At 40.2% G+C, this 23,248-nt stretch carries 19 protein-coding genes; 10 read left to right on the forward strand and 9 right to left on the reverse strand.

All coding sequences use genetic code 11. The features are described from left to right. Window positions 1-376: 376 nt before the first annotated feature. The 4 genes from ACT3S4_RS09900 to ACT3S4_RS09915 are packed head-to-tail and all read right to left on the reverse strand — an operon-like array spanning window position 377 to window position 4,982. Window positions 377-2,506, reverse strand: coding sequence for a DUF3732 domain-containing protein (locus ACT3S4_RS09900; protein WP_444760977.1), 2,130 nt, complete (start codon window positions 2,504-2,506; stop codon window positions 377-379). Continuing rightward, entirely contained in the window at window positions 2,503-2,964 is a 462-nt protein-coding gene (locus tag ACT3S4_RS09905; RefSeq protein ID WP_227676087.1) for a three component ABC system middle component, read from the reverse strand. Before ACT3S4_RS09905 ends, ACT3S4_RS09900 begins: the two co-directional genes overlap by 4 nt. Then, a complete protein-coding gene (locus ACT3S4_RS09910; protein WP_109592290.1) occupies window positions 2,961-4,121 on the reverse strand; it encodes a hypothetical protein in 1,161 nt (386 codons plus the stop codon). Before ACT3S4_RS09910 ends, ACT3S4_RS09905 begins: the two co-directional genes overlap by 4 nt. A gap of 45 nt (window positions 4,122-4,166) precedes the next feature. Then, window positions 4,167-4,982, reverse strand: coding sequence for a crotonase/enoyl-CoA hydratase family protein (locus tag ACT3S4_RS09915; protein WP_109592288.1), 816 nt, complete (start codon window positions 4,980-4,982; stop codon window positions 4,167-4,169). Between the two features lie 216 nt (window positions 4,983-5,198). Here ACT3S4_RS09915 and ACT3S4_RS09920 point away from each other — a divergent pair, with 216 nt between their 5' ends. After that, window positions 5,199-5,936, forward strand: a complete 738-nt coding sequence (locus ACT3S4_RS09920) for a LysE family translocator (protein ID WP_109592286.1) — start codon at window positions 5,199-5,201, stop codon at window positions 5,934-5,936. A 65-nt stretch (window positions 5,937-6,001) separates the two neighbouring features. Continuing rightward, window positions 6,002-7,039, forward strand: coding sequence for a 23S rRNA (adenine(1618)-N(6))-methyltransferase RlmF (rlmF, locus tag ACT3S4_RS09925; protein WP_444761002.1), 1,038 nt, complete (start codon window positions 6,002-6,004; stop codon window positions 7,037-7,039). A 123-nt stretch (window positions 7,040-7,162) separates the two neighbouring features. Here the strand turns inward: rlmF and ACT3S4_RS09930 are convergent, their stop codons facing one another. The 5 genes from ACT3S4_RS09930 to dnaA form a co-directional block, all read right to left on the reverse strand. After that, window positions 7,163-7,744 (reverse strand): manganese efflux pump MntP, encoded by a 582-nt coding sequence (locus ACT3S4_RS09930; RefSeq protein WP_444760978.1) that lies wholly within the window; start codon window positions 7,742-7,744, stop codon window positions 7,163-7,165. A 124-nt stretch (window positions 7,745-7,868) separates the two neighbouring features. Beyond that, on the reverse strand, window positions 7,869-10,484 hold the full coding sequence (gene gyrB / locus ACT3S4_RS09935; protein ID WP_444760979.1) for a DNA topoisomerase (ATP-hydrolyzing) subunit B: 2,616 nt from the start codon (window positions 10,482-10,484) through the stop codon (window positions 7,869-7,871). A gap of 502 nt (window positions 10,485-10,986) precedes the next feature. After that, window positions 10,987-12,186, reverse strand: coding sequence for a DNA replication/repair protein RecF (gene recF / locus ACT3S4_RS09940; protein ID WP_444760980.1), 1,200 nt, complete (start codon window positions 12,184-12,186; stop codon window positions 10,987-10,989). Window positions 12,187-12,367: 181 nt separating this feature from the next. Beyond that, the gene (dnaN, locus tag ACT3S4_RS09945; protein WP_109592280.1) at window positions 12,368-13,543 is read right to left on the reverse strand and encodes a DNA polymerase III subunit beta; all 1,176 of its coding nucleotides are present in this window, start codon (window positions 13,541-13,543) and stop codon (window positions 12,368-12,370) included. 161 nt (window positions 13,544-13,704) lie between these two features. Beyond that, the gene (gene dnaA / locus ACT3S4_RS09950) at window positions 13,705-15,150 is read right to left on the reverse strand and encodes a chromosomal replication initiator protein DnaA (RefSeq protein WP_109592278.1); all 1,446 of its coding nucleotides are present in this window, start codon (window positions 15,148-15,150) and stop codon (window positions 13,705-13,707) included. 623 nt (window positions 15,151-15,773) lie between these two features. Here dnaA and rpmH point away from each other — a divergent pair. The 8 genes from rpmH to ACT3S4_RS09990 all read left to right on the forward strand — a co-directional run bounded on the left by rpmH (window position 15,774) and on the right by ACT3S4_RS09990 (window position 23,207). After that, a complete protein-coding gene (gene rpmH, locus ACT3S4_RS09955; RefSeq protein ID WP_007394757.1) occupies window positions 15,774-15,908 on the forward strand; it encodes a 50S ribosomal protein L34 in 135 nt (44 codons plus the stop codon). A gap of 200 nt (window positions 15,909-16,108) precedes the next feature. Continuing rightward, complete coding sequence (gene rnpA / locus ACT3S4_RS09960; protein WP_109592276.1) at window positions 16,109-16,480, forward strand: ribonuclease P protein component; 372 nt, start codon at window positions 16,109-16,111, stop codon at window positions 16,478-16,480. A 1-nt stretch (window position 16,481) separates the two neighbouring features. After that, window positions 16,482-16,859, forward strand: coding sequence for a membrane protein insertion efficiency factor YidD (gene yidD / locus ACT3S4_RS09965; RefSeq protein ID WP_109592274.1), 378 nt, complete (start codon window positions 16,482-16,484; stop codon window positions 16,857-16,859). Window positions 16,860-17,070: 211 nt separating this feature from the next. After that, window positions 17,071-18,768, forward strand: a complete 1,698-nt coding sequence (gene yidC / locus ACT3S4_RS09970; protein ID WP_444760981.1) for a membrane protein insertase YidC — start codon at window positions 17,071-17,073, stop codon at window positions 18,766-18,768. A gap of 192 nt (window positions 18,769-18,960) precedes the next feature. Continuing rightward, on the forward strand, window positions 18,961-20,406 hold the full coding sequence (mnmE, locus tag ACT3S4_RS09975) for a tRNA uridine-5-carboxymethylaminomethyl(34) synthesis GTPase MnmE (protein WP_109592272.1): 1,446 nt from the start codon (window positions 18,961-18,963) through the stop codon (window positions 20,404-20,406). Window positions 20,407-20,541: 135 nt separating this feature from the next. Further along, window positions 20,542-21,018 (forward strand): transcriptional regulator NrdR, encoded by a 477-nt coding sequence (nrdR, locus tag ACT3S4_RS09980; protein WP_045442876.1) that lies wholly within the window; start codon window positions 20,542-20,544, stop codon window positions 21,016-21,018. 37 nt (window positions 21,019-21,055) lie between these two features. Then, window positions 21,056-22,111, forward strand: coding sequence for a bifunctional diaminohydroxyphosphoribosylaminopyrimidine deaminase/5-amino-6-(5-phosphoribosylamino)uracil reductase RibD (gene ribD, locus ACT3S4_RS09985; RefSeq protein ID WP_109592270.1), 1,056 nt, complete (start codon window positions 21,056-21,058; stop codon window positions 22,109-22,111). 421 nt (window positions 22,112-22,532) lie between these two features. Next, window positions 22,533-23,207 carry a riboflavin synthase gene (locus tag ACT3S4_RS09990; protein WP_109592268.1) on the forward strand — a complete coding sequence of 225 codons (675 nt, stop codon included), beginning with the start codon at window positions 22,533-22,535 and terminating at the stop codon, window positions 23,205-23,207. The last annotated feature ends 41 nt before the right edge of the window (window positions 23,208-23,248 follow it).

Genomic DNA, 23,248 nt, shown 5'->3' on the forward strand with positions numbered 1-23,248 from the left:
TAGTTTAGAATTTGCGGATTAGAAGGTGAAACCGTTGCAGTAATAAGGGGAGCCAATCCTGCCATTCGCTATTATCTGCTTATCTAGGTGTGAGGATGGATCAAGCGAAGTACTGCTTCGCCCTGACCTGACGCAAGAGAAAATCTATGATTTTCTGTGGCTACGGTTTGGGTCATTCCTGTTTGGTCACGATACTGCCCCAAAACCTAGCCTTCGCAACACGCCTATTCCAGCAGGATAGCCTTAAGAAACTCTCATTTAAGAGAGTTTTTCTTGCAAGCATAAAATTGCGGTGCAATTTTTTACGGCTCTCATGTCAGGGCTAAAACGCGCCTTTGTAGCGAAGGTCAAATAGAAATTAGAACTTATATAACTTTCAACTAGTAGGTGGGTCTAGAAAATTAAGCTGTTCACCTTTGATACCAATGGGCATCTGTTCTTTACTGATATCGTCAGATTTAATATTAACACTCTCATTAGGTAAAGGATAAATAAATCCACGATCTCGCCATCTTGCTACAACTAAATCATCGAAAGTAACATTATCTAAAGTTAGTCCATCAGCATGATCAGTGATAATAATTTGCGGTTCTATACCTGTTAAATCTTTAGTATCTTTACAAAATTGTACCAACTGCTCGAAAATATTTTTTACAGATTTCATATCAGCATCAAGACTTTCAGGCTTACCCCTTTTTTCAACAAGATCTTGAGCATCAAACTCGTTTGAGTTGTCCTCTATATTTGTGGGAAAATATACTTGAGTAGGTTGATCAATAAATAAAATAGGAGGTATAACTGATTTATCGCCTATCTTACAAAAGTATCTATGCAATGCTAGAAATAATGAAAGATGGCTATATAGCCAATTCGCGCCACTACCCATAGAGCGTAAGTATATTTTCTTATCATCGTCTGTCTTGTAGTAAAGATCAAAGTTTGATAACGAGAACTTTAAGTTGATAGGTTTATAATCTTCTTCAAAGTCGAATTTTTCGCCTATCTTATTCATTTGCTTATTGATATACGTTTCAGCTGTTCTTATTTTACTATCTACGTTAAACTCTTCTTTTAATTGAGATTCAATGTCTTCTATATCTTTGATAATATTGTCATAATTTTTATCATTAAGATCACTCAAACTATCAAGACTTTCCAAATACTCCTCTAATCTACCTACGTATCTACTAGCTTGATTATCAAGATCTTCTTTGTTTTTCAACTTCTCTTCGATAGATCTAATTTCAGCTATTTCTTTTTTCACTTTCTTGAGCTTGCCATCAATTTCTTTAATTTCTGAGTCTAACTCAGCTTTAGTATGTCTAAATGAATCAATTTGATAATTCGTCTTTGATAATTCAGTATTAAGCCAAACTAGAGCATTATTCAATTTGTTAGCTGTTTTGTAATTGTTATTATTATCATGGCTGCAAAAGTAACATTGTGAATTAGAATAGATTGTTGAACTAAATGCGTCACTAGATTTACTTGCTGACGGTATAAATACTGTTTCTGTATAGTTAATTGTTCGTTCAACATCTAAAGCTTTGTGTAGAAGAGTTCTTTTTTTAGCTTCCAAATCAACTCTACTATCTAAAAGAGTATTGAAATCTACTAATGAGTTATCGTTAGTTCCATCAGTAACAGTATCATTATTTGTATTGAAATTTTTGTCAGCTATGAACCTTAAATAACGCTTATGATTTTGATATATATATTCAGCGGTTGCCTTCTGCTCCAGAAACAAAGGAGTGTTTGTAGTTGCAAAATAGACATCTAAAATTGATTTTATTCTAGCTATACGTATAGACTCTTCCGATTCATTTTTCGTTATCAGTCTTTCAATTGCTTTTTTTTCTCTAATTAAATTAGATAGTTGTTGTTTCAAACTGAAGTATTCACCCTTGACGAATCCAACAAAAATTTTGAATTGGTCAATAGTATCTTCTCTTTTTTTGTTCTCATCAAATCTATAAAATATAGCATGCTTATTGGCTATCAGGTTTTGATGCTGCAACAAGAAAGGCATAATGTTACGTATAGAAGGTCTTCCTTTTCTAGCATTATTTTTTCGGTATTCTCTATCTTCTAGGTCTTCCTCTATATCATCTATAGTTAAATTGAAATATCTACCTAATTCTGGATTAAACTTTTTTTTATCTCGTATTTGATAATCTTCCTTAAAGTAACTACTATCAATATCTTTAGGGTTTGGAGCTACTGACACTTCATTGATGTAACGGCTATCATCGACAAGATTCCTTGCAACAACTAAGTATTTTAAGTTTAATGATAATATGGTGAAAAACCACGTTCCATGCTGTGTAATTTTTCCGTGTGGGATATTATTTTCTGAACTCCCCATACAATAATCAAAAATCTCTAAAATGGCACTTTTACCTGTTGAAGACTTACCAGTAATTATATTTACTCCTAACCCAAACTCAACATAATGTACTTTATCGATTTTATCGACCATCCCTATAGAGATAACATGCGCTTTCATACACTTTTAATCCCAAGTAATCTATATATAGTAAGTACATCCAAGTCCCCTAAAATATGATACATTTTCTGGGATGCGCTGTAGGACTTGATTAAGTTGCTTTGTATATTTTTAGGGTTTTCATCAACCGTAACAGACAAGTTTTCATTAATAACTATCCAATCACTATCTATTGCGTGTTGTATGCTGTGATGGGTTATTTCCTTATAGTACTGAACGTCATCTGCAAGACCTATCAGGAGATTCTGTTTGTTTTTGAAAGTATGTACAGAGCTTCTAACAGTACTCTTATTTAAAAAATCTCTCCTATCTACATTAAGAACTAATGGAAGTAATAAATAACAAAATAAGTAGTTATTTTCGGACTCTGTCACGGAATCAAAAAAATTAGTGAATAGTGGAGCCATAATGAAAGGGTTATTGTGGATAACATATAGGCTATCAGTAAGCTTAGTCATTGATCATCTACCTTTAGTTTCCATATCATGTCATCATTTTCATTAATCAATTCATGTAAATATCCATTTCTAAAGAATACGGGGGTATCATTATAGTTTTGAAAAGGAGACGCAGGAGTAGCTAAAAACTTCAAATAAAATCTTTTAGAATCTTTGATCTGTGTTTCTATTTTGGTATCCAAAGACGATAGTCTATACTCTGCTTTATGTTGGTTTCTCAAGTTATCTTCATAACTTCTATAATCTCTATTTTCATACCCCTGCATTTCTTCCGACACAGTTTTTCTTTGTCTATAAAAGTGTTCAATAGCTTCTATACTAATCTCATCATCATATTCAATATCATATATTTTTTTAACGAACGGTAATTCCAATGCTTTTGCTTCTTCTTCCTCACTTGGTTGATAACTTACATAAGTAGCTGGAAACGATAAAACTTTGGAAATTAGTTGTTGACTGATTCTTCTCTTTTCCTCAGTAAACTCTTCATACTTTATTTCACCATTAGATTGAGCTATCTGATTATGCACATAACCTGTTAGCACCTTTATATAACTCTTATCCTTTCCATCAGACAGGAAGCTAGCGTGAGTTTGACATAACCTTTCATGTATTTCAGTATAGCTAGGCGCTTCAGTAATCAGGCTGAACTTTTCTAAAACGATCCTTAGATTGTCTCTTTTACTAGCTGACATTACTGTTGTAAGGTAACCTAAAGTCGTATCGCTCTTAACTGTCTGAGTTGAGTAATCATTCTGTATTTTTTCCAACACTTTTATCTTCGATTCGACGCATTTCTCATTGAAACCTTTAAATAAACTATTTTCATTTAATTTTTGAGTAGTAAGTAATATAAGTTCAGAATATGATTTAAACTTATCATTGTCTAACCAATTGCTTACAGTTTTCCAGAAGCTTTGACTAAGATTATTTAAACTACCTTTTTCGTGTTTGACTTCAACTTGTGAATCATCTTCAATAGTCACATCACCCCAAATCTCTATATAGAGTGTTTGATCCTCTGTCAACTCTAAGCATTTTTCTAAAGCAACTAAGTTCTGGTAAGTAATACCTTGTACAGAGGCAATAGCGTTATTTTTTAGTTTTGACATCCCTTTATATCCACTTTGTGTATGGTAAACACCTAACTTTACCATACATATATCTGCTGAAAATATACTTAATTAACTTTAGTTTGTTTTTTACCGTCCCACAAACTCAGCTTCCCGTCTCTCAACCATCGCCATCGCACCCTCTTTGGCATCTTCTGAATGAAACAAATGTGGCAGATAACCATGAATATTAGCTAATGCTACTTTTGCGCCATTGCGACTGGCCTCTTGTGCTGAGGATAGTAATCCTTGTACGCCAAGCGGTGCAGCTTTGCAAATCTCTTTAGCGATAGTTAGCGCGCGCTCGTATTCTTCTCCATTTGCCACCACTTCGCTGACCAAATTCAATCTATCAGCCGTTTGCGCGTCAAAGTTTTTACCTGTTAATAGATACGGCATGGCTTTTTGCCAGCCAGCTGCTGCTACAAAGCGTACAGTCGCACCACCAAACGGCATAATACCGCGCTGAACTTCCATTTGCGCAAAGTTGCAGTTATCACTAGCGATAACGACATCACTATTGAGCATCAACTCAATCCCAGCGGTAAAGCAAGTGCCTTGTACTGCGACGACGACTGGTTTAGTGCGCAGTTTGCCACCGATTCCCCATGGATCTATTTGGGTTTCATCGAATTCAAATGCGCCTTTATCCCATTTATCTTGTAGCTCCATCAAATCAAGCCCAGCGGTAAAATGCTCTCCATGGGCGAATATCAGCGCACAGCGAAGATTGGCATCATTTTCGTATTGAGTGAGTGCCTCAGAGAGTTGCTTAATCATATGGCTATCAAAGGCATTGCGTTTATCCGCGCGATTGAGCCCGATCAAACAGATGTAATCTTGGACGTCATAGGTAATGCGAGTGTCACTGCTAGTGGAATTACTATTATTACTTTCCGTAGTCATGTTTTTATCCTTATTAGAGCGATCGTTTTATGGTTTGTCCTATGGCGAATTAACACTGCTAAAAATCATGTAACTTACTTTCAATATAGACATACGCTACGTGCAACGCAAGCATCGTTTTAGCATGAGCCTCAATAGCTGGTACCAATATCAGTTGACCTCATTTACGCTAATGTGCAACTATTATCCAACTCAAGACATGACTCAGAGCATTTTATGGAATTTTGGCACGGTTTTTTGCTTATCACCAGCGTCCATCTACTCGCTGCCGCCTCTCCGGGTCCTGATTTTGTATTAGTCTCGCAGCAAACCTTGGCAAAAGGGAGGCGCACCGGTTTGATTTGTAGCTTTGGTATTACCTTGGGTCTTGCCGTACACATCATTTATTCGGTGCTAGGACTAGCAACACTGATTGCCCATTCGCAGCCACTACTCACTGCTATTAAATGGTTGGGCGGTAGTTATCTTATTTATCTAGGATGGCAAGGTATTCAAGCCAAACCGGAAAAAATATCAGAATTAGCAAATCCAGTAGAGCTAATAGATTCAGGTGTTCACGTTTCACAAGATATGCTTATTAAGCAAACGACTTCTACCAATCATACCGAACTTTCTGATAAAGCCATTTCTAATAAAAAACTGCCTACTGATACAGACTCAACCGCTTCCATCCTACGGCGTGGCTTTTTTTGCAATGTGTTTAACCCAAAAGCACCAGTATATTTCGTGGCGATATTTACCCTCGTACTATCACCCGATATACCGCTTTGGCAACTGGCTATTTATGGCGTATGGATGATGGTCTTGCAGATGGCATGGTTTAGTACCGTGGTGATGTTACTGTCTATTCCTGCCATTCATCGTCGCTTTCAGCGTTTTGAACATTGGATCGACCGCGTATTAGGTACAGCGATGATAATATTGGGATTAAATCTGATTTTACGTAGCCGATAAGACGCTAGTGACTCATGAAATCTGCTAAAATGGTGCATTATATTCAAACATCAAAGCCTGATACTATGACCAGTAAGCCTATGAACCGTCGCCCGACCGCCAATAATCACCGAAACAGATCGCCTGAAACTGCTAAAAAATTAGGGCAGCTACATCCGCGCAATCCGCACCAAGGTCGTTATGACTTTGAAGTATTGACTCGCGCTTTGCCTGAGCTTGCTAAGCACACCATTACCAATCCTAAAGGCGAGTCGACGATTAACTTCTCAGACAGTGCCGCCGTGCGCGTACTTAATCAGGCACTACTAGCAAATTATTATGGTGTGAAATTTTGGGATATTCCGGAAGGTTATCTATGTCCACCGATTCCGGGACGTGCCGATTATATTCATTATATTGCCGATTTACTCGCGCAAACGACGCATGTTAATAAAGAAAATACCCCGCCGACTGGCAAAGAAATCCACGCCCTCGATATTGGCACTGGTGCCAGCGCGATTTATCCGATTATTGGTAGCCAAAGCTACGGTTGGCGATTTACCGCCTCAGACATTGACCCTATTTCGGTCAATACCGCCGCGCTTATTTGTGAGACCAATCCAAAGCTAAAAAGTGCGGTTAAAGTCAAACTACAGACCGAACCTAAATTTATTTTTAAAAATATCATCGGTCGCCAAGATTACTTTGATGTGGTGGTTTGCAACCCGCCATTCCATGCCTCATTAGAAGAAGCGATGGAAGCCAATAGTCGTAAGCAGCATAATTTACAACGACATCGCGGTAAGAATGAGAACGCACAAATTAGCCGTAGCTCAACCAAGTCTGGTAATGCAGCACAAAACCTAAACTTTGGTGGTCAGCATAAAGAGCTGTGGTCTGAGGGCGGTGAGATTGCCTTTTTGACTAAGATGGCAAAAGAGAGTCAAGACTTTGCTGAGCATGTTGGCTGGTTCACAAGTTTAGTCTCAAAATCAGAAAACGTGAAGCCTATGCAATTGCTATTAAAACAACTTGGTGTTGCCCAAATGCGCATCATTGAGATGAGCCAAGGTCAAAAAAGCACGCGTATACTCGCATGGCGTTTTGATACTGACGAAGAGTAAATAGTAGTTAATATAAAATAGTTATTGTTTCACGTGAAACAAAGTCTTTATTAAAAAAGCACCCCTTTGATCATCAAAGGGGTGCTTTTTATTGTAGAGAATCAATTCAAATAATGATGCTTATTAACGAATAAACATCACCTTTATGCCAATGGCTATCAATACTAATCCACCAAGTATCTCAGCTTTATCCTCGAGCCACGTACCTGAATGCTTACCTAAATAGATACCAAAAAAGCCAAATACAGCGGTGACAATAGCGATGATTAAACAGGCTAACCACGCATTAAGTGCCAGTAAGTTTAAAGTAAAGCCTGCTGCCATCGCATCAATACTGGTAGCGATAGCCAATGTAAACATCATACGATGATTGATTTTTTCTTGTATATTTTCATCGAAACTGTCTGCTAATACCGCTTCAATCTCACCATTAAATGCTTCATATAACATCTTAGCGCCAAGCATAATAAGAATCCCACCACCAATCCACGGTGCAGCAGTCGCCAACCAGCCTAGCAATACTGCACCCAATAGATAACCTATCAGCGGCATCACACCCTGCGCAATACCAAAATACAGTGCTGCATAAACCGCTAAACGCAGCACATAAGCAGATGAGTGCTTTTGCGACTTAGCCCCTAACCCAATCGCGACCGCAAATGCATCCATCGCCAAGGCTATCGCAAGTAAAAAAACTTCGATCATTTCTATATCCATTATCTAAAGCAATTCGTAAACCAAGTTTCACGTGAAACAATTCTAACATTAAAAAACCACCGCCTTGACTGCCAAAGCGGTGGTTTTTTAGTGAGTCACAATATTATGCTATTTAAATATCTAGGTTAGAGACTGTTAACGCATTCTCTTCGATAAAGATACGACGCGGTTCAACATGATCACCCATCAAGCAGGTAAACATATGATCCGCCGCAATCGCGTCTTCAATCGTCACACGTAACATACGACGGTTTTCAGGATCCATCGTGGTATCCCAGAGCTGATCTGCGTTCATTTCACCCAGCCCTTTATAGCGCTGAATTGCTAGACCACGACGCGCATCAAGCATCATCTGCTGCCAGAGGTAATCAAAGTCGCGTACAGGGATATCTTTGGTCGTACCAGTCGTTGCTTCACGGCGGATAAAGGCATCTTCTGCAAGCAAGGTATTCCATTCAGCAGACAAACGCAGCAACTTGCTGTACTCGCCGGAATTGATAAAGCTAGCATCTAGCAGATAATGATGAGCTAACTGGTGCACATACACCGTAATACGCGGTAGCCACTGTGCTTTTGCTACTGGAGCTTCAGCGTCAACATTTTCCGCGCCTTCAACTTCAATGACAGGCTTCATACCCAATAAATCAGCAGCAGCAGCATCCATATTTTTAGGCTGCGGCGCATGGATATTGACCAGTTCAATCTCCGGACTCAAGTCACTACCGAAGTGCTCAAGCTGAGCTTGCATCGCCTCTTGCCAAGCTTGCATCGCAGGCAAATCATAAGTCATATCAGTGCTAAGCTTCGGCGTATGCGTCAGCGCATCCAATAACACCGCTGGGAAACGAATCTGCAAACGGGCTTTGATAAGCTGCGTTTGGTTATAATCATTTAGTAGCGTTTCTAGCGCTTGACCAGTAATAGCAGGAGCATCCGCACTGATATGCAGCTTAGTATTATCAATCGTTGAAGACAATAAGTACGCTTTGAGTGCTTCGTCGTCTTTTAGGTACAGCTCTTGACGACCTTTTTTCACTTTATAAAGCGGTGGTTGGGCGATATAAATATAACCACGTTCGATCAACTCAGGCGTTTGACGGAAGAAGAAAGTCAGCAACAGGGTACGAATATGTGATCCATCAACGTCCGCATCGGTCATAATGATGATTTTATGATAACGTACTTTATCTGGATTATATTCGTCTGGACCAATGCCGCAACCAAGCGCAGTAATCAAGTTACCAACCTCAGCAGAAGACAGCATTTTGTCAAAGCGTGCGCGCTCTACATTTAGGATTTTACCTTTCAATGGCAAAATCGCTTGGGTTTTGCGGCTACGACCTTGTTTTGCTGAACCACCTGCAGAGTCACCCTCCACAATGTAAAGTTCTGACAATGCCGGATCTTTTTCTTGGCAATCTGCCAACTTACCAGGCAGACCAGCGATATCTAACGTGGTTTTACGACGCGTCATCTCACGGGCTTTACGAGCGGCATCACGAGCACGAGCGGCATCAATTATTTTGCCAGCAATAGCCTTACCAGCGCTTGGATTCTCTTGCAGATAATCATTAAACTTATCATGCATTGCTGATTCGACAGCAGATTTCACTTCACTTGATACCAGTTTATCTTTGGTTTGACTCGAAAACTTAGGATCTGGAACTTTAACGGATACGATAGCGGTTAGACCTTCACGCGCATCATCACCAGTAGCAACGACCTTCTCTTTTTTAAAGAGATTCTCGCGATCCATATAGGTATTCAAACAACGCGTCAACGCTGAACGAAAGCCAGATAGATGCGTACCACCATCCCTTTGGGGAATATTGTTGGTGAAACAAAACACTTTTTCGTTATAAGTATCTGTCCACTGTAACGCCACTTCGACACTGATACCATCATCTTGCTCACTCACAAAATGAAAGACTTCATTGATGCCATCTTTACCAGCATTGATATAGCTGACAAATTCTGACAAGCCGCCTTTGTGTTCAAACTCATGACGCTTATCAATACGCTCATCCGTTAAAACAATGCGTACGCCCGAGTTCAAAAATGATAGCTCACGCAAACGCTTCGCTAAAATATCGTACTCAAAGATGGTGCCAGTAAACACATCGCTACTTGGATAAAAGCGAATTTGCGTACCAGTTTTGTCGGTTGGTTCCATCTGCTGAATGTCCGCATCAGGCACCCCATCAGTATAGGTTTGATGGTAGTGATAACCTTCACGCCAGATGTTCATTTCAAGCTTTTTCGATAGGGCGTTAACGACCGAGACACCAACACCATGTAAGCCGCCTGATACTTTATAGCTGTTATCATCGAACTTACCGCCTGCATGCAAGACAGTCATAATGACCTGCGCCGCAGATACACCCTCTTCTGGATGGATATCGACAGGCACGCCGCGACCATTATCCATGACGCTCACAGATTCGTCTTCGTGGATAATGATATCGATTTGATCACAATGACCCGCCAGAGCCTCATCGATAGAGTTATCCACCACCTCAAAGACCATATGATGTAAGCCTGTACCATCATCCGTATCACCGATGTACATACCAGGGCGTACGCGTACCGCTTCTAACCCGCGCAATACACGAATATCTTTGGAGCTATAATCAGAAGGTAAACTTTCAGGAACCACCGCTGGTGCCGTAGTTTCAGCAATGCTGTCTGACGTCAGTTTCTCGTGGTCGGTAGGTAATGAATCACTCATGTGCATTCCTTAATCTAGCCATAATCAGCCGTTTGTTATTAGCGCACCACTACGATGACGCCTCATAACGTTATTTTAGACTTAATTTTTATAGTCAAAACCTTTGATAAGCATTACCAGCTAAAACACGATTAGCTAAAAATTCTTGAGTGTTGATAGCGACTTAAAAAGAGTTTCAAGTCCGCGCTTTTTCTCTCTAACATCGGCTTCTTTTTTTAAACATTATAAAAACCAAGAGAGCAAATAAAACATTTATTTATCAAATACTTAGAAATTTACAGGCATTGGAAAATACCTATATAACGTCATCAAACAACTTGCTGAGAACAGGACAAAAATAAAGCCCCATTTTAGCATTTTTTTGCCTCTAAGTCACTGTTTACTGAGCGTTTTATGCCTATAAAACCAGCTCGAAAAAATAGCCTATATCATTACGAAACGACAGGTAGATAAGTATCGATATGAAAGCCCGTGGAGAAAGGAAATAATATAAAGGAAATAATTAAGGACTAAAGATTTGACCTTGTTTCACATGAAACGTACTGGGTTTTGACCAATATTGATGCACCAAAGGCAAAATATCGTCGGTCAAACTGGTCATAAATACCTGACATGGCAGCTGCGCTAACGTCGACAATAGAATATCTATCGCCCTATAATCAAGCTCTGCAGTAATATCATCTAGCAATACCACTGGTGTCACCTGAGCACTATCATTTGATAGGTCATTAGTTTTTTGGGTATTTAGCAGTAATGGCAGTTGCGATAAACGCAGTGCTGTGATTAATAGCTTTTTTTCACCACGCGACAACACATTGGCTGCCTGCTCTTTTATAACAGGTACTTTGAGGTTAGTGTCCGCTTCATGCATTGTATCTGAGAGTTCGTTATTCGACGCTGCCGAGTCATTAGAACGCCAATGCACATGAACATCAGCACGGTGATTACCGATACGAGTATATCCCAGTTGCAAATCCTGTTCTAAGCGCTCGTTAAGCTGTATATCCAGCGCAACAGTAGTATCGTAACCAGCATTATAGCTAAGGCTCAATTGCTCCGCATAAGCGGGTAATAACTGCGCGATACTTTCAGCAAAATAAGGCTGCCATTCTGCGAATATGCGTTCGCGATAATGATGAATCAGTGCCGCATGATTACTAAGTCCTTTGTCCCACGATTTTAGTTCAGTGAACTGCACTTGGGTCAAATGACGTGTCTTTTTTAGCAAACTATTGCGCTGTTTTAATAGACGCTGATAGGCGAGCCATTGCGGGTGGAAACCTTGTTTCATGTGAAACACTAGCCAATCTAGCAGCTGGCGACGACTAGCACTACCCTGCTCTAACATATCCATCGTCGATGGATCTATCAGTAGCGTTGGTAGCTGCTCAGTTAAGATGCTTTGGTTATAGACAGTGGTTTGATTCAGACGTAGAATTGTGGTCGCGTCAGCTTGTTTCTGGATAGCTAAGGTACTACTATTATTGAGTCTAGCGTATACAGTCGCTGTATTTTGATGGTGCTGAATATAGCGTTTTGGCTGGTGATGACGAAAGCTTTTTCCTCTTGATAGCAGAAATATGGCTTCAAGTAATGAGGTTTTACCGCTGCCATTGGCACCGATAATGACGTTGCAAGCTGTTGCATGTAGATTGACGTGCGTCAGGTTGCGTAGGTTGGATATTTGTAGACGTTCAATCATAATGCCGACAGCCACCTATTGACGCTACCTATAATAATAGGCAAAAGTTTAATAATAATTAAATTTAAAATACTGGATTTTAATCAAAGACTCTCAGCTTACCTTAATTTTTTAGTGCAAACTGAGTGTCTTTAGTCCCTGCTATTAAGCCTATTGAAAACATATAGAAATTATACAGAAACTATATACGCATTGGCATAATGACATACTGATGGAACTCATCATTCAGCTGATTGACTAGCACCGACGCGTTTGATTGACTCATGTGCATTTGCAAATCACCTTGAATCACACCAAGCACATCTTGTAAATAAGCCGCATTAAAAGACAGCTCCATCGGCTCACCTTGATACTTCGCCTGTATCATCTCCACCGCTTCATCTTGCTCTGCATTATTAGCACGCACTTCTACCATGCCATCGCTGGCAAAATTAAACACCACACCGCGAGATTTTTCATTACTCAAAATCGCGACACGGCGCAGTACGTCCGTCATTTTTGCTTGATTGAATAAAGCCAATTTATCCGTATTACTTGGCATCACTCGGCGATAATCAGGGAATTTTCCATCAATCAGACGCGCAGTGAAAGTAACCATCAGGTTCTGATTGACCTGCCCGGCACTATCAACGTCACCAAAGGGTAAGCTCACTTGCAAAAACTCACGACCGAAGCTCAAGGTGACCTGATTGTCTTGCTCACCAAGCATTTTTCCTAGCTCAGAGGCCAAGCGCTCAAGCTCAATGACAGCTTTACGGGGCAAAATAGCCTGCATATTTAAATCAGCACTGACATCGATAACGCTGCGCGCCAAAGCCAATCGATGCCCATCGGTTGCAACCGTCGTCAGCTGCTGTTGCGACACATCAAACAACATGCCAGTCAAATAATAGCGTACATCTTGAATCGCCATTGCAAACTGCGTTTTATGAATCAAATCGATAAGACGATTGCGACTGATGGTCAATGGCGTGATATTTTCGGGATTACCCAAACTCGGATAATCTTCGCTAGGTAATGTCCCTAAGGTGAAGCGACTCTTGCCACTGGTTAATAAGCAGCGTTCATTTTCTTGAGTGGCCAAATTAATTTGAGCTTGTGCAGGCAATGATTTACAGATGTCTTTTAATTTTGTTGCAGGTAAGGTCGTGGTACCAGCTTCAACACAAGCACCAGCAGGCAGTTTTAAAGTCGATGTCAGCTCTACTTCTAAATCAGAAGCCGTCAAAATAAGCGTTGATTCGGATAGCTGTAGCTTGATATTGCCCAAAATAACCATATTGTGCCGTTTATCAGCAGCCTTGGCGATCAAATTAATGGCTTTTAGTAACGACTCTCGATTAATCGATAATTGCATGCTTGGTTACTCTTATTTAAATGATTTTTATTATAAAACTTAACAATAATGGCTTAATCATACCCTGTCTATTGACTATAATCCATTCGCTGTCTGTCTACTCGTATTTTTAATATTATAAACCATATCAATCTACTAAAACATAGTGATACCGCGACCTGCTAACCCGCTTGCAGCATCAATGCCAGTGTTTTGTAATCCTTATCAAAGGCAGGATCAGCTGCTCGTAGCTCATTAACTTTATCGCAAGCATGCATCACCGTTGTATGATCGCGACCACCGAATGATTGACCAATCTCAGGAAAGCTATCACCAGTCAACTCACGCGATAATGCCATCGCTATTTGACGCGGTCTAGCAATACTGCGTGTGCGTTTACGACCCATCATCTCTTTGATGGTCACATCATAGTACTCAGCGACCACTTTGCGAATATTATCCATATTCACAGCTTGCACACGCATCGCGACGATGTCTTTTAGCGCATATTGCACCATTTCAAGAGTAATCTGTGCACCCGTCAAGTTAGCATTGGCAAAGACTTGATTTAGAGCACCTTCTAAACGCCTAACATTTGAAACCACATTTTGAGCGATGAATAATGCGCATTCTTTAGGCAGTGTCATACCATATGAAGCTGCTTTTTTTTGCAAAATTTGCACACGAGTATCAATCTCAGGCGGATCAACTGCTACAGTTAGCCCCCAAGAAAATCGCGATCTAAAACGTTCATCGAATTCGGTCATTTGCGAAGGATGACGATCTGAAGCCAAAATCAGTTGTTTATCACCACTGGTAAAATCTGCAAATAATGTCAAAAACTCATTACTACTTTTGGTTTTTCCTGCTAATACATGAATATCATCTACAATCAATAAATCCACTTTTTTAATTTTCTTTTTAAAATCTTCTATTTTATTATTTCTTAATGAATAAACCAATTGATTAATAAATTTTTCAGAAGTGAAATAATAAAAACTTTGATTATTTTTTAAATAGCGATGTGCTACAGAATGCATTAAATGTGTTTTTCCCAAACCAGAAGGTCCGTATATAAATAAAGGATTGTGTCGATTTTTTGATTGGCGCTTACCAAGCTCATAACAGGCTTTATAAGCCAAATTATTAGATTTTCCAGTGACAAAAGTTTCAAAAGTAAAGTCAGGATTTAGATAACTTAACGACTTGGCATCAGCAGAATCAACCAATTCTGCGTGACGCATATTGGCATCAATATCTGCTTTTGCATTGTTATGATGAATGGTTTCAAACTTATGGTCTGCAGGGGTAGGGGAGGGTTTATCTTCATCAAACAAAGACCCTGATTGCAATTGACGATTGTCTTCGTTATCGCGGCCAGCGTTATCAACACGCACAACCACCTCTTCGATACTTCCCTGACTGTGCTTAGCAACCAGCTGCTGTATCTCTTGCAAGTGGTTTTTTTTGATGTAAGTCACAAAATAATCATTAGGAGCAAGTATAGTCAGCGTTTGCGCCTCTTGATGAGCTGACAATGGTCTCAACCACATAGTAAATACGTTGTCTTTGACGTTATATCGTAGGTCATTTAGACATTTATCCCAAATATTTGCTGTGTCTATCATGAAAAATACTAACCCTATAATTTGAAATAATATTTGTGTTTTAGCAGTGTGATCTGTTGCGTAGCCCTTCATATTTTCCGCAATTATTTCCGTTGGAAACCATATTGGAAGTTACGTTGATAAACTATACGAAGCCACATATTAAGTAGGGGCTAATCTAACACAAATACCCTGTGGATAAAACCTTGTTTTTTGGGGATAAGGCTGTGGATACTTTTGTGCATAACTTTGAAAGGTGAGTTATCCATATTTAACCCACAGGTTATCCACAGGTTTACCCATAGTACAATATATTGATAATAAAAAGGAAAACTTACTTAGCCACAGATAATCGAGCTCCCAATAACAACAATACTTATATATATTAATAGTTAATTATTATAGATTTCGACACAAACTGTGGATAACTTTTGGGAATCCATCACTGAATTAATTAACTGAGTCGTTATTTTTGAGTTATGAATATGAACTTTACACACGATGAATCATTTAAAATGATATTTCCTCTGTCAAAATATCTGTCTGCATCGACATAGATTAAATTAGTTCATTGACCAAGATTCTATGCGGTGGTATAATCCTCCGTTATTACGAATTTAGTCCATTATTTTGATAGGTGAGTTATGAAACGTACATTCCAACCAAGCGTGATCAAGCGTAAACGTACTCACGGTTTCCGTGCTCGTATGGCAACTAAAAAAGGCCGTCAGGTCTTAGCTCGTCGCCGCGCTAAAGGACGTCATCGTCTTACTGTATAATCAGTAGATTGCGATAAGCATGGCTTATAGTGCTTGTTGTGTTTCTATTATTTATAGATTGCGATAGTCAATCACCACAACTGACACTTAGCCATATATTAAAAGCGCCCACATCGGCGCTTTTTTTGTCTCTGTACTTTGTTGTTATTTCTGCGCTATTATTTCCGCTACCGTTATTCGCTCTTATACTAGGTTGTGCTATGTCCAATACTGTTTCAGCGGCAGCTAATGCCCGCTTCACCAAAGAGCAGCGTTTGCTCACGCCTGCAGCCTTCCGTGAGGTTTTTGATGCACCTGAGCGTAAGCTTCATCAGAGCCATCTAATGGCATTTGTGCGTACCAATGATCATGGTCAGCCGCGAGTCGGGATGGCCATTACCAAGCGTAAAGTTCCTACGGCTGTCGCGCGAAATTTAATCAAGCGTCAAATACGTGAACATTTTCGTGTAAAGGCTCATTCTTTAGAAAACAAAGATATTGTTTTTATTGTCAAAAAATCTATAAAAGATATAGATAATAAAGAATTGAAGAATCAAATAATTAATATTATTAAAAAAGTAGAAAAAAAATAAAATGAATTTTTTATTTATTAATTTAAATAATATTCTTTATAAAATTATTTATTATTTTATTGTTTTTTATCAAAAGTTAATAAGTCCACTATTACCTGCTCGTTGCCGCTATTACCCTACGTGCTCGAATTATGGTAAACAAGCTTTGGCATGGCATGGAGTCCGAGCAGGCAGTTGGTTATTATTAAAACGTATCAGCAGTTGTCATCCTTTGGGTGGACACGGCATTGATTTTGTGCCGCTACCGTTATCCTCTTATCATTATCAATATGTACCTTTTAACGCACTAGCTACTAGTGTCAAAGTTCAAGGTTTATATGTTTTTAGAGATAATAAAGGCTATGTGTCTCGCTTAAACCATATGATGAAACTAACATAGCGTTCGTCATCGACTGCGAAGTTGTGGATATCTATTTAGTTACCCACAAGTTATCCACACTCTTGGTATCATTTAAGGCGGATTTTTAGTAAAATGATGCACATTTTATGTAAATGACTGGCAATACTGTTGTCACATATGATGATAATTGTACGGTCATGACACATGCCCTAATTTTTCATTCCCTAATTTTTTAATCTAGGAAAGGTTTATGCAAAAGATATTTCGGGTGATGATCATCATTGCGATGTTAATCACCGCTTATCTGCTGATTTTGGCATGGCGAGATGATTATGCCGATGCGCCAGCTGTAGATGCGGTGTCAGAAACCACTACTTCAGTAGGTGCTGATATCCCTTCGACAACTGGTGCCGCAGGTGATATTCCGGTACAGACGTTGCCTGTTGATAACAATACAGTCGCTAATGATGCTGTGACGGCAACGCCTGCTAAAGACACGGGATTAATCACGGTCACTACCGATCGCTATGATATAAAGATCAACCCAGAAGGCGGCGATATTGTTTATGCTGCTCTTAAGCAGTATGACGCAACGCTCGATAGCGATAAGCCTTTCGTATTGCTAGAGAATAATAGTAATCGCGTGTATGTGGCTCAGTCTGGTCTTATTGGTCCTAACGGTATTGATACTGCGGAAGGTCGTGCCAAATACAACCATACTGCTAATAATTACGTCATGGAAGCAGGGCAACAGACGCTGTCAGTACCGCTTACTTATAAAAAAGATGGCGTGACCGTTACTAAGACATTTACCTTTACTGAAAATAAATATCCGATTGATATTAGCTATCAAATACAAAATGCTTCTACACAACCGTGGCAAGGTCAGCTATTTGCCCAGTTGAAACGTGATGACAGTAAAGATCCAGGTATGTCTGATAAGGGTGCGCTTAGTATGGCTACTTACTTAGGCGGCGCTTGGGGTACTCCTGATGATCCATATAATAAGCTCAAATTTAAAGACTTTAATGATGGTAAGCTAGCTGTTAGTAGTGATAAAGGTTGGGTTGGTGTTGTGCAGCATTATTTTGTATCAGCATGGATACCTGAAAACTTTACCGCTACTTTCTTTAGCCGTGAAACAGGCGATGATTACTTCATCGGTTTCAACAGTCAACCTGTCAATGTCGCGCCAAATAAACAAGTGACATTAGATGCCACGTTATACGCTGGCCCTAAAGTACAGTCTGAGCTAAAAGATGTGGCAGTAGGCCTTAATAAAACAGTCGATTATGGGTTGTTATGGCCAATATCGAAGATTTTATTTGCTATCTTGGACGGTATTCATAAAGTCATCGGTAACTGGGGTTGGTCAATCATTGTATTGACGATTTTAGTCAAAATTGCTCTGATGTGGTTCTCGAATAAGAGCTATTATTCGATGGCGAAGATGCGTGCGATTGCGCCAAGATTAGCCGCACTTAAAGAAGAGCATGGCGACGATCGAATGAAGATGTCGCAAGAAATGATGGCTATTTATAAAGAAGAAAAAGTCAATCCAATGGCAGGTTGTTTGCCCATCTTGATGCAAATGCCTATCTTCTTAGCACTATATTGGGTGTTGGTTGAGAGTGTTGAGCTGCGTCATGCGCCTTGGATTTTATGGATTCAGGATTTATCGGCGATGGATCCTTGGTTTATTTTACCATTGCTGATGGGTGCCTCGATGTTTGTACAGCAGCAGCTAAACCCGCAGCCAGCTGATCCGATGCAAGCGAAAGTGATGAAGTTTTTACCAATCATCTTTACTGCTTTCATGCTGTTTTTCCCAGCGGGTCTCGTACTATACTGGACAGTCAACAACTTATTCAGTATGACTCAGCAATATATTGTCAATAAAAAAGTCGAAGAAGAGCAAAAGCGTCGTACTGTGAAAGTATTGGACTAAGTAGCTCATCAATTGATAAAAGACCATCGCTACGGCGGTGGTTTTTTTATGCGTGACATTTCTATTATCCCTCACTGATCTGAAATAAAATAAGCGCAAAGCATGGCTATTTAAAGTTTGCTTTGTCAGTCTGTGTCCAGCCGTCTATAATGGAGTTTTTAGCTATTGAGAGTAATTGTGGATTCCCTAGAGATGGCGTCAAACGTACCTAAAGCATCTGAACCACCTAAAGCATCTGGCTTGGCCACGATTGCGGCTATTGCCACACCGCTTGGAAGAGGTGGCGTTGGTGTTGTACGTCTGTCAGGTGCGCGTGCTTATGACATTGCCTGTACACTAACGGGTAAGTCTGCTTTTACGCCACGTATGGCCAGTTTTTGTCGTTTTTATCAGGCTGATGGTACAGTCATCGATGAAGGGTTAGTGCTGTACTTTAAAGGCCCGCATTCGTTCACAGGGGAAGATGTGATTGAGCTGCAAGGGCATGGCGGCATGATTCTACAAAACCAACTGCTAGCAAGGGTATTTGAGCTGGGCGCAAAACAAGCGGGTGCTGGGGAATTCTCTTATCGTGCTTTTGATAATGATAAATTGGATTTGGTACAAGCAGAGGCTATCGCTGATGCCATTGATGCGACTAGTGCTGCCGCTGCGAGTAGTGCCATTCGCTCGCTAAGTGGTGAGTTTTCAAAGAAGATTAATCAACTATTAGAGCAGCTTATTCATCTGCGTTTGCATGTTGAAGCGGCGATTGATTTCCCTGATGAAGAAGACGTGGATTTTTTATCAGACGGTGTTATACAAAGTAAACTTGAGCAAACGCAAGACAAGATACAGCAAGTATTAGCGACTGCCAAGCAAGGTCAGCTCTTACGTGATGGTATCCATGTGGTGTTGGCAGGTAGACCAAATGCGGGTAAATCAAGCTTGCTGAATCGTCTGGCAGGGCAAGAACGTGCTATCGTTACTGACGTTGCTGGAACAACGCGCGATACGCTACAAGAAACCGTCGTGCTCAATGGTTTGACGTTGCATTTGACCGATACTGCAGGTCTGCGCGAGACTGAAGACACGGTAGAGCGTATTGGGATTGAACGCGCGCGTACCGCCATTACACAGGCTGATATGCTACTGATGGTCTACGATGTGACTCGTGATCTTGAAGAAGAAGATACACCGTTACAGCTTGCAGAACAATTATTTGGTGAGTTACCAGAGGCCAAACGCTTATTGATCATTGCTAATAAGAGTGATTTGTTAAGTGATTTACTAGATGATAGTAGCAGTCAAATACACTCTGTCTCGCAAATCGCAATAAAAGAACGTGGTTATGAACAAGTTAATGTTTCATGTGAAACAGGTGCTGGTATCGATAATTTAGTCGAAGCCTTGTGTGCTAAGGTCGGTTTTCATCCACCAGAAAACAGCCTAATTGCTCGCACACGTCATATAGATGCACTTAGACGCACAGCCGACTCTTTAGCAGAGGCGCACGAGCAGTTAACGGTCTTTCAAGCAGGAGAGTTAGTCGCTGAAAGCTTACGCCAAGCTCAAAACAGTTTGGGTGAGATTACGGGAGCGTTTAGTGCGGATGACTTGTTGGGCAAAATCTTTGGTAGTTTCTGTATTGGAAAATAATCAGCCGATTTTTTTGAATTACCTGATGCAGCTCGTTAATTCTCAGAAATTTCGGTCTTATAGTTTGGTCTTATCATTCGGTCTTATAAATAGTGACTGTGATTCTTGCGCTTAATATTGAAATAAGGAAACGCTATGCATTGCCCGTATTGTAACGCGTCAGAGACTAAAGTTATTGATTCGCGTCTGGCGGCAGAAGGTGCGCAAGTCCGTCGTCGCCGCTCATGCAATAGCTGCCAAGAGCGTTTCACTACTTTTGAGATGGTAGAAGTGGTGATGCCAAGAATCATCAAGTCAAGCGGTAAAATTGAGCCTTATGATAACGAAAAACTGCGCCGTTCTATCTTATTACCTCTACAAAAGCGCCCTATCACCATTGATGAACAAGAAGCGATGATAAGCCGTATTGAGAAGCGTGTTAGACAGATGGGTGAGCGCGAAATCAGTAGCAAGGTGTTGGGTGAGATTATCATGAGTGAGCTTAAAACGTTAGATGATGTTGCTTATGTGCGCTTTGCTAGTGTTTACCGCGACTTTCAAGATATTGATGCTTTCCATCAAGAGATTGCCAATATTCGCCCAAATGAAAAAGCTGACGATAACGTTAAATAGTTTTTACCCTCTACTTTTTTATTAAGTGTATCTCTTTATGACGCTCTCAAACCATACTCAGAATGCGCAAGACCGCTACTTTATGATGCTTGCGATCGAACAAGCCAAACAGGGTTTATATACCACCAGACCTAATCCAGCGGTAGGCTGTGTCATCGTGCAAGCAGAAGCGATCGTCGGTCAAGGGTTTCATCCGAAAGCTGGTCAGCCTCATGCAGAAGTATTTGCGCTAAAAGAAGCGGGTGCAAGAGCTTTAGATGCAACCGCCTATGTGACTTTAGAGCCTTGTAGTCATACAGGGCGTACGCCACCTTGTGCTTTGGGTCTTATTAATGCTGGTGTGAAACGTGTCGTAATCGCAGGGCTCGATCCCAATCCGCAAGTGGCAGGACGCGGTGTAAAACTGTTAGAGCAGGCTGAGATTGAAGTGACAGTCGGTATATTAACCGAGCAAGCAGAAGCTTTAAATCGTGGATTTTTAAAGGCAATGCGCACCCAGATGCCTTATGTACGACTTAAAATTGCCACCAGCCTTGACGGTCGTACCTCGATGGCATCTGGCGAGTCGAAATGGATTACCTCAGCGGCTGCCCGCGAAGATGTGCAGAAGCTACGTGCACAAAGTGGCGCGATTATTACCGGTAGTGAGACGGTTATCGCGGATAATCCACAGCTTAATGTACGTTCCAACCAATTAGCTGTGCCACCTAAACAAGTTCCTGCTCCTAAAGTTGTCGTACTCGATAGGCGTCAGCGCTTAGAATATAGCTTACAGTCTGACTATCAGTTATGCCGTCGACCGGATACGATTTATTGGCGCGAAGATAACTTAACTGAATTACTAAAAAAATTAGTCAGTGATCATCAATGTTATGACGTATTGGTAGAGGCAGGGGCTAGTGTTGCTGGTGGCTTCTTAAGCCAACAATTGGTAGATGAGTTGATTGTCTATCAGGCGCCTTGTTTGTTAGGCGCGCAAGCAAGACCGATGGTCGATTTTAACCCATTGTCTCTAGCTCAGCAGTTGCGTTTTAATATTTATGGCCATGAAACATTAAGTCCTGACCTTAAATTGACTTTATTCCCGCTATAACTTGTTATTTATAAACAGCTTATCCACAGTCTGTGCTAAATTTTTACTCAATGTGGATAAGCAGCTAGTGTCGTACAAAGTTCCACATGAAACTGTGTATAACTTTGTTTCACATGAAACAGAAAAATAGGTCTTTTATAAAAAATTTTATATTAATCCAATATAATCAGTAACTTAGGTTTCACTGTTAATCTTTCTTAATATTAGCCAACATCTAGTTTTCTGTGGATAACTTAACGGAAATGCGTGTTTTAATACGTTATGAGTTGATTTATCAGTACTTATCCACAATCTATCCCATCATAGACTTAATTAAGCTCAAGTTGCACTAAAAAAACTGGCTTAGACAAATGCTGCCACAATATTAATAGATCAAGATATATTGTCTATAAAGACAACATCATAATGAAATGAGGTCGATATGTTTACTGGAATTATAGAGAGTGTTGGAAAGGTTAAGTGCATGCAGCCTACGGGCGGTGATATACGTTTGACGATAGAGTCTAATGGTTTGGACTTTAATGATGTGAAGCTAGGAGATTCTATTGCCTCCAATGGTATCTGCTTAACCGTCGTAGACCTAGGTAGTAATCATTACTCGGTCGATGTCTCACGTGAAACTATCGCTCGTACCGCATTAGAAACTTTAAAAGCTGGTCACACAGTGAATTTAGAGAAAGCGATGCTACCAACCACGCGTTTTGGTGGTCATATCGTCGCTGGTCACGTCGACGGCGTCGGCGTGGTCAGCAAGCTGCAACAAGATGCGCGCTCTATCTATATCGAAATTGAGATACCACAAGAGCTGGCGCACTATACAGCGACTAAAGGCTCCATCACGGTTGATGGTATTAGTCTGACGACCAATCTTGTAAGAGACAATATTGTCTCTTTAAATATCATTCCTCATACCGCACAAGTGACCAATATCGCTAAGCATTGGCTGGTTGGAAATAAGGTCAACATCGAAGTGGATATCGTCGCGCGCTATTTAGAACGTTTGTTAAATAAGTCGCAAACCAGTGGTATGAATACGCCAAGTCCGCAAAGCCAAATTACAGAAGCATTTTTAGCAGATAATGGTTTTATGAAATAATTGGTTCATGAATTAGCTGATTTATAAAGTAATTGATTTAT

Source organism: Psychrobacter sp. AOP30-A2-5 (assembly GCF_052378115.1).
Taxonomy (GTDB): Bacteria; Pseudomonadota; Gammaproteobacteria; order Pseudomonadales; family Moraxellaceae; genus Psychrobacter.

Bases quoted from the DNA above. Each gene is read 5' to 3' on its own strand.
- ACT3S4_RS09900 (WP_444760977.1), bottom strand. From the start codon at position 2,506: ATGAAAGCGCATGTTATCTCTATAGGGATGGTCGATAAAATCGATAAA.
- ACT3S4_RS09905 (WP_227676087.1), bottom strand. From the start codon at position 2,964: ATGACTAAGCTTACTGATAGCCTATATGTTATCCACAATAACCCTTTC.
- ACT3S4_RS09910 (WP_109592290.1), bottom strand. From the start codon at position 4,121: ATGGTAAAGTTAGGTGTTTACCATACACAAAGTGGATATAAAGGGATG.
- ACT3S4_RS09915 (WP_109592288.1), bottom strand. From the start codon at position 4,982: ATGACTACGGAAAGTAATAATAGTAATTCCACTAGCAGTGACACTCGC.
- ACT3S4_RS09920 (WP_109592286.1), top strand. From the start codon at position 5,199: ATGGAATTTTGGCACGGTTTTTTGCTTATCACCAGCGTCCATCTACTC.
- rlmF (WP_444761002.1), top strand. From the start codon at position 6,002: ATGACCAGTAAGCCTATGAACCGTCGCCCGACCGCCAATAATCACCGA.
- ACT3S4_RS09930 (WP_444760978.1), bottom strand. From the start codon at position 7,744: ATGATCGAAGTTTTTTTACTTGCGATAGCCTTGGCGATGGATGCATTT.
- gyrB (WP_444760979.1), bottom strand. From the start codon at position 10,484: ATGAGTGATTCATTACCTACCGACCACGAGAAACTGACGTCAGACAGC.
- recF (WP_444760980.1), bottom strand. From the start codon at position 12,186: ATGATTGAACGTCTACAAATATCCAACCTACGCAACCTGACGCACGTC.
- dnaN (WP_109592280.1), bottom strand. From the start codon at position 13,543: ATGCAATTATCGATTAATCGAGAGTCGTTACTAAAAGCCATTAATTTG.
- dnaA (WP_109592278.1), bottom strand. From the start codon at position 15,150: ATGATAGACACAGCAAATATTTGGGATAAATGTCTAAATGACCTACGA.
- rpmH (WP_007394757.1), top strand. From the start codon at position 15,774: ATGAAACGTACATTCCAACCAAGCGTGATCAAGCGTAAACGTACTCAC.
- rnpA (WP_109592276.1), top strand. From the start codon at position 16,109: ATGTCCAATACTGTTTCAGCGGCAGCTAATGCCCGCTTCACCAAAGAG.
- yidD (WP_109592274.1), top strand. From the start codon at position 16,482: ATGAATTTTTTATTTATTAATTTAAATAATATTCTTTATAAAATTATT.
- yidC (WP_444760981.1), top strand. From the start codon at position 17,071: ATGCAAAAGATATTTCGGGTGATGATCATCATTGCGATGTTAATCACC.
- mnmE (WP_109592272.1), top strand. From the start codon at position 18,961: ATGGCGTCAAACGTACCTAAAGCATCTGAACCACCTAAAGCATCTGGC.
- nrdR (WP_045442876.1), top strand. From the start codon at position 20,542: ATGCATTGCCCGTATTGTAACGCGTCAGAGACTAAAGTTATTGATTCG.
- ribD (WP_109592270.1), top strand. From the start codon at position 21,056: ATGACGCTCTCAAACCATACTCAGAATGCGCAAGACCGCTACTTTATG.
- ACT3S4_RS09990 (WP_109592268.1), top strand. From the start codon at position 22,533: ATGTTTACTGGAATTATAGAGAGTGTTGGAAAGGTTAAGTGCATGCAG.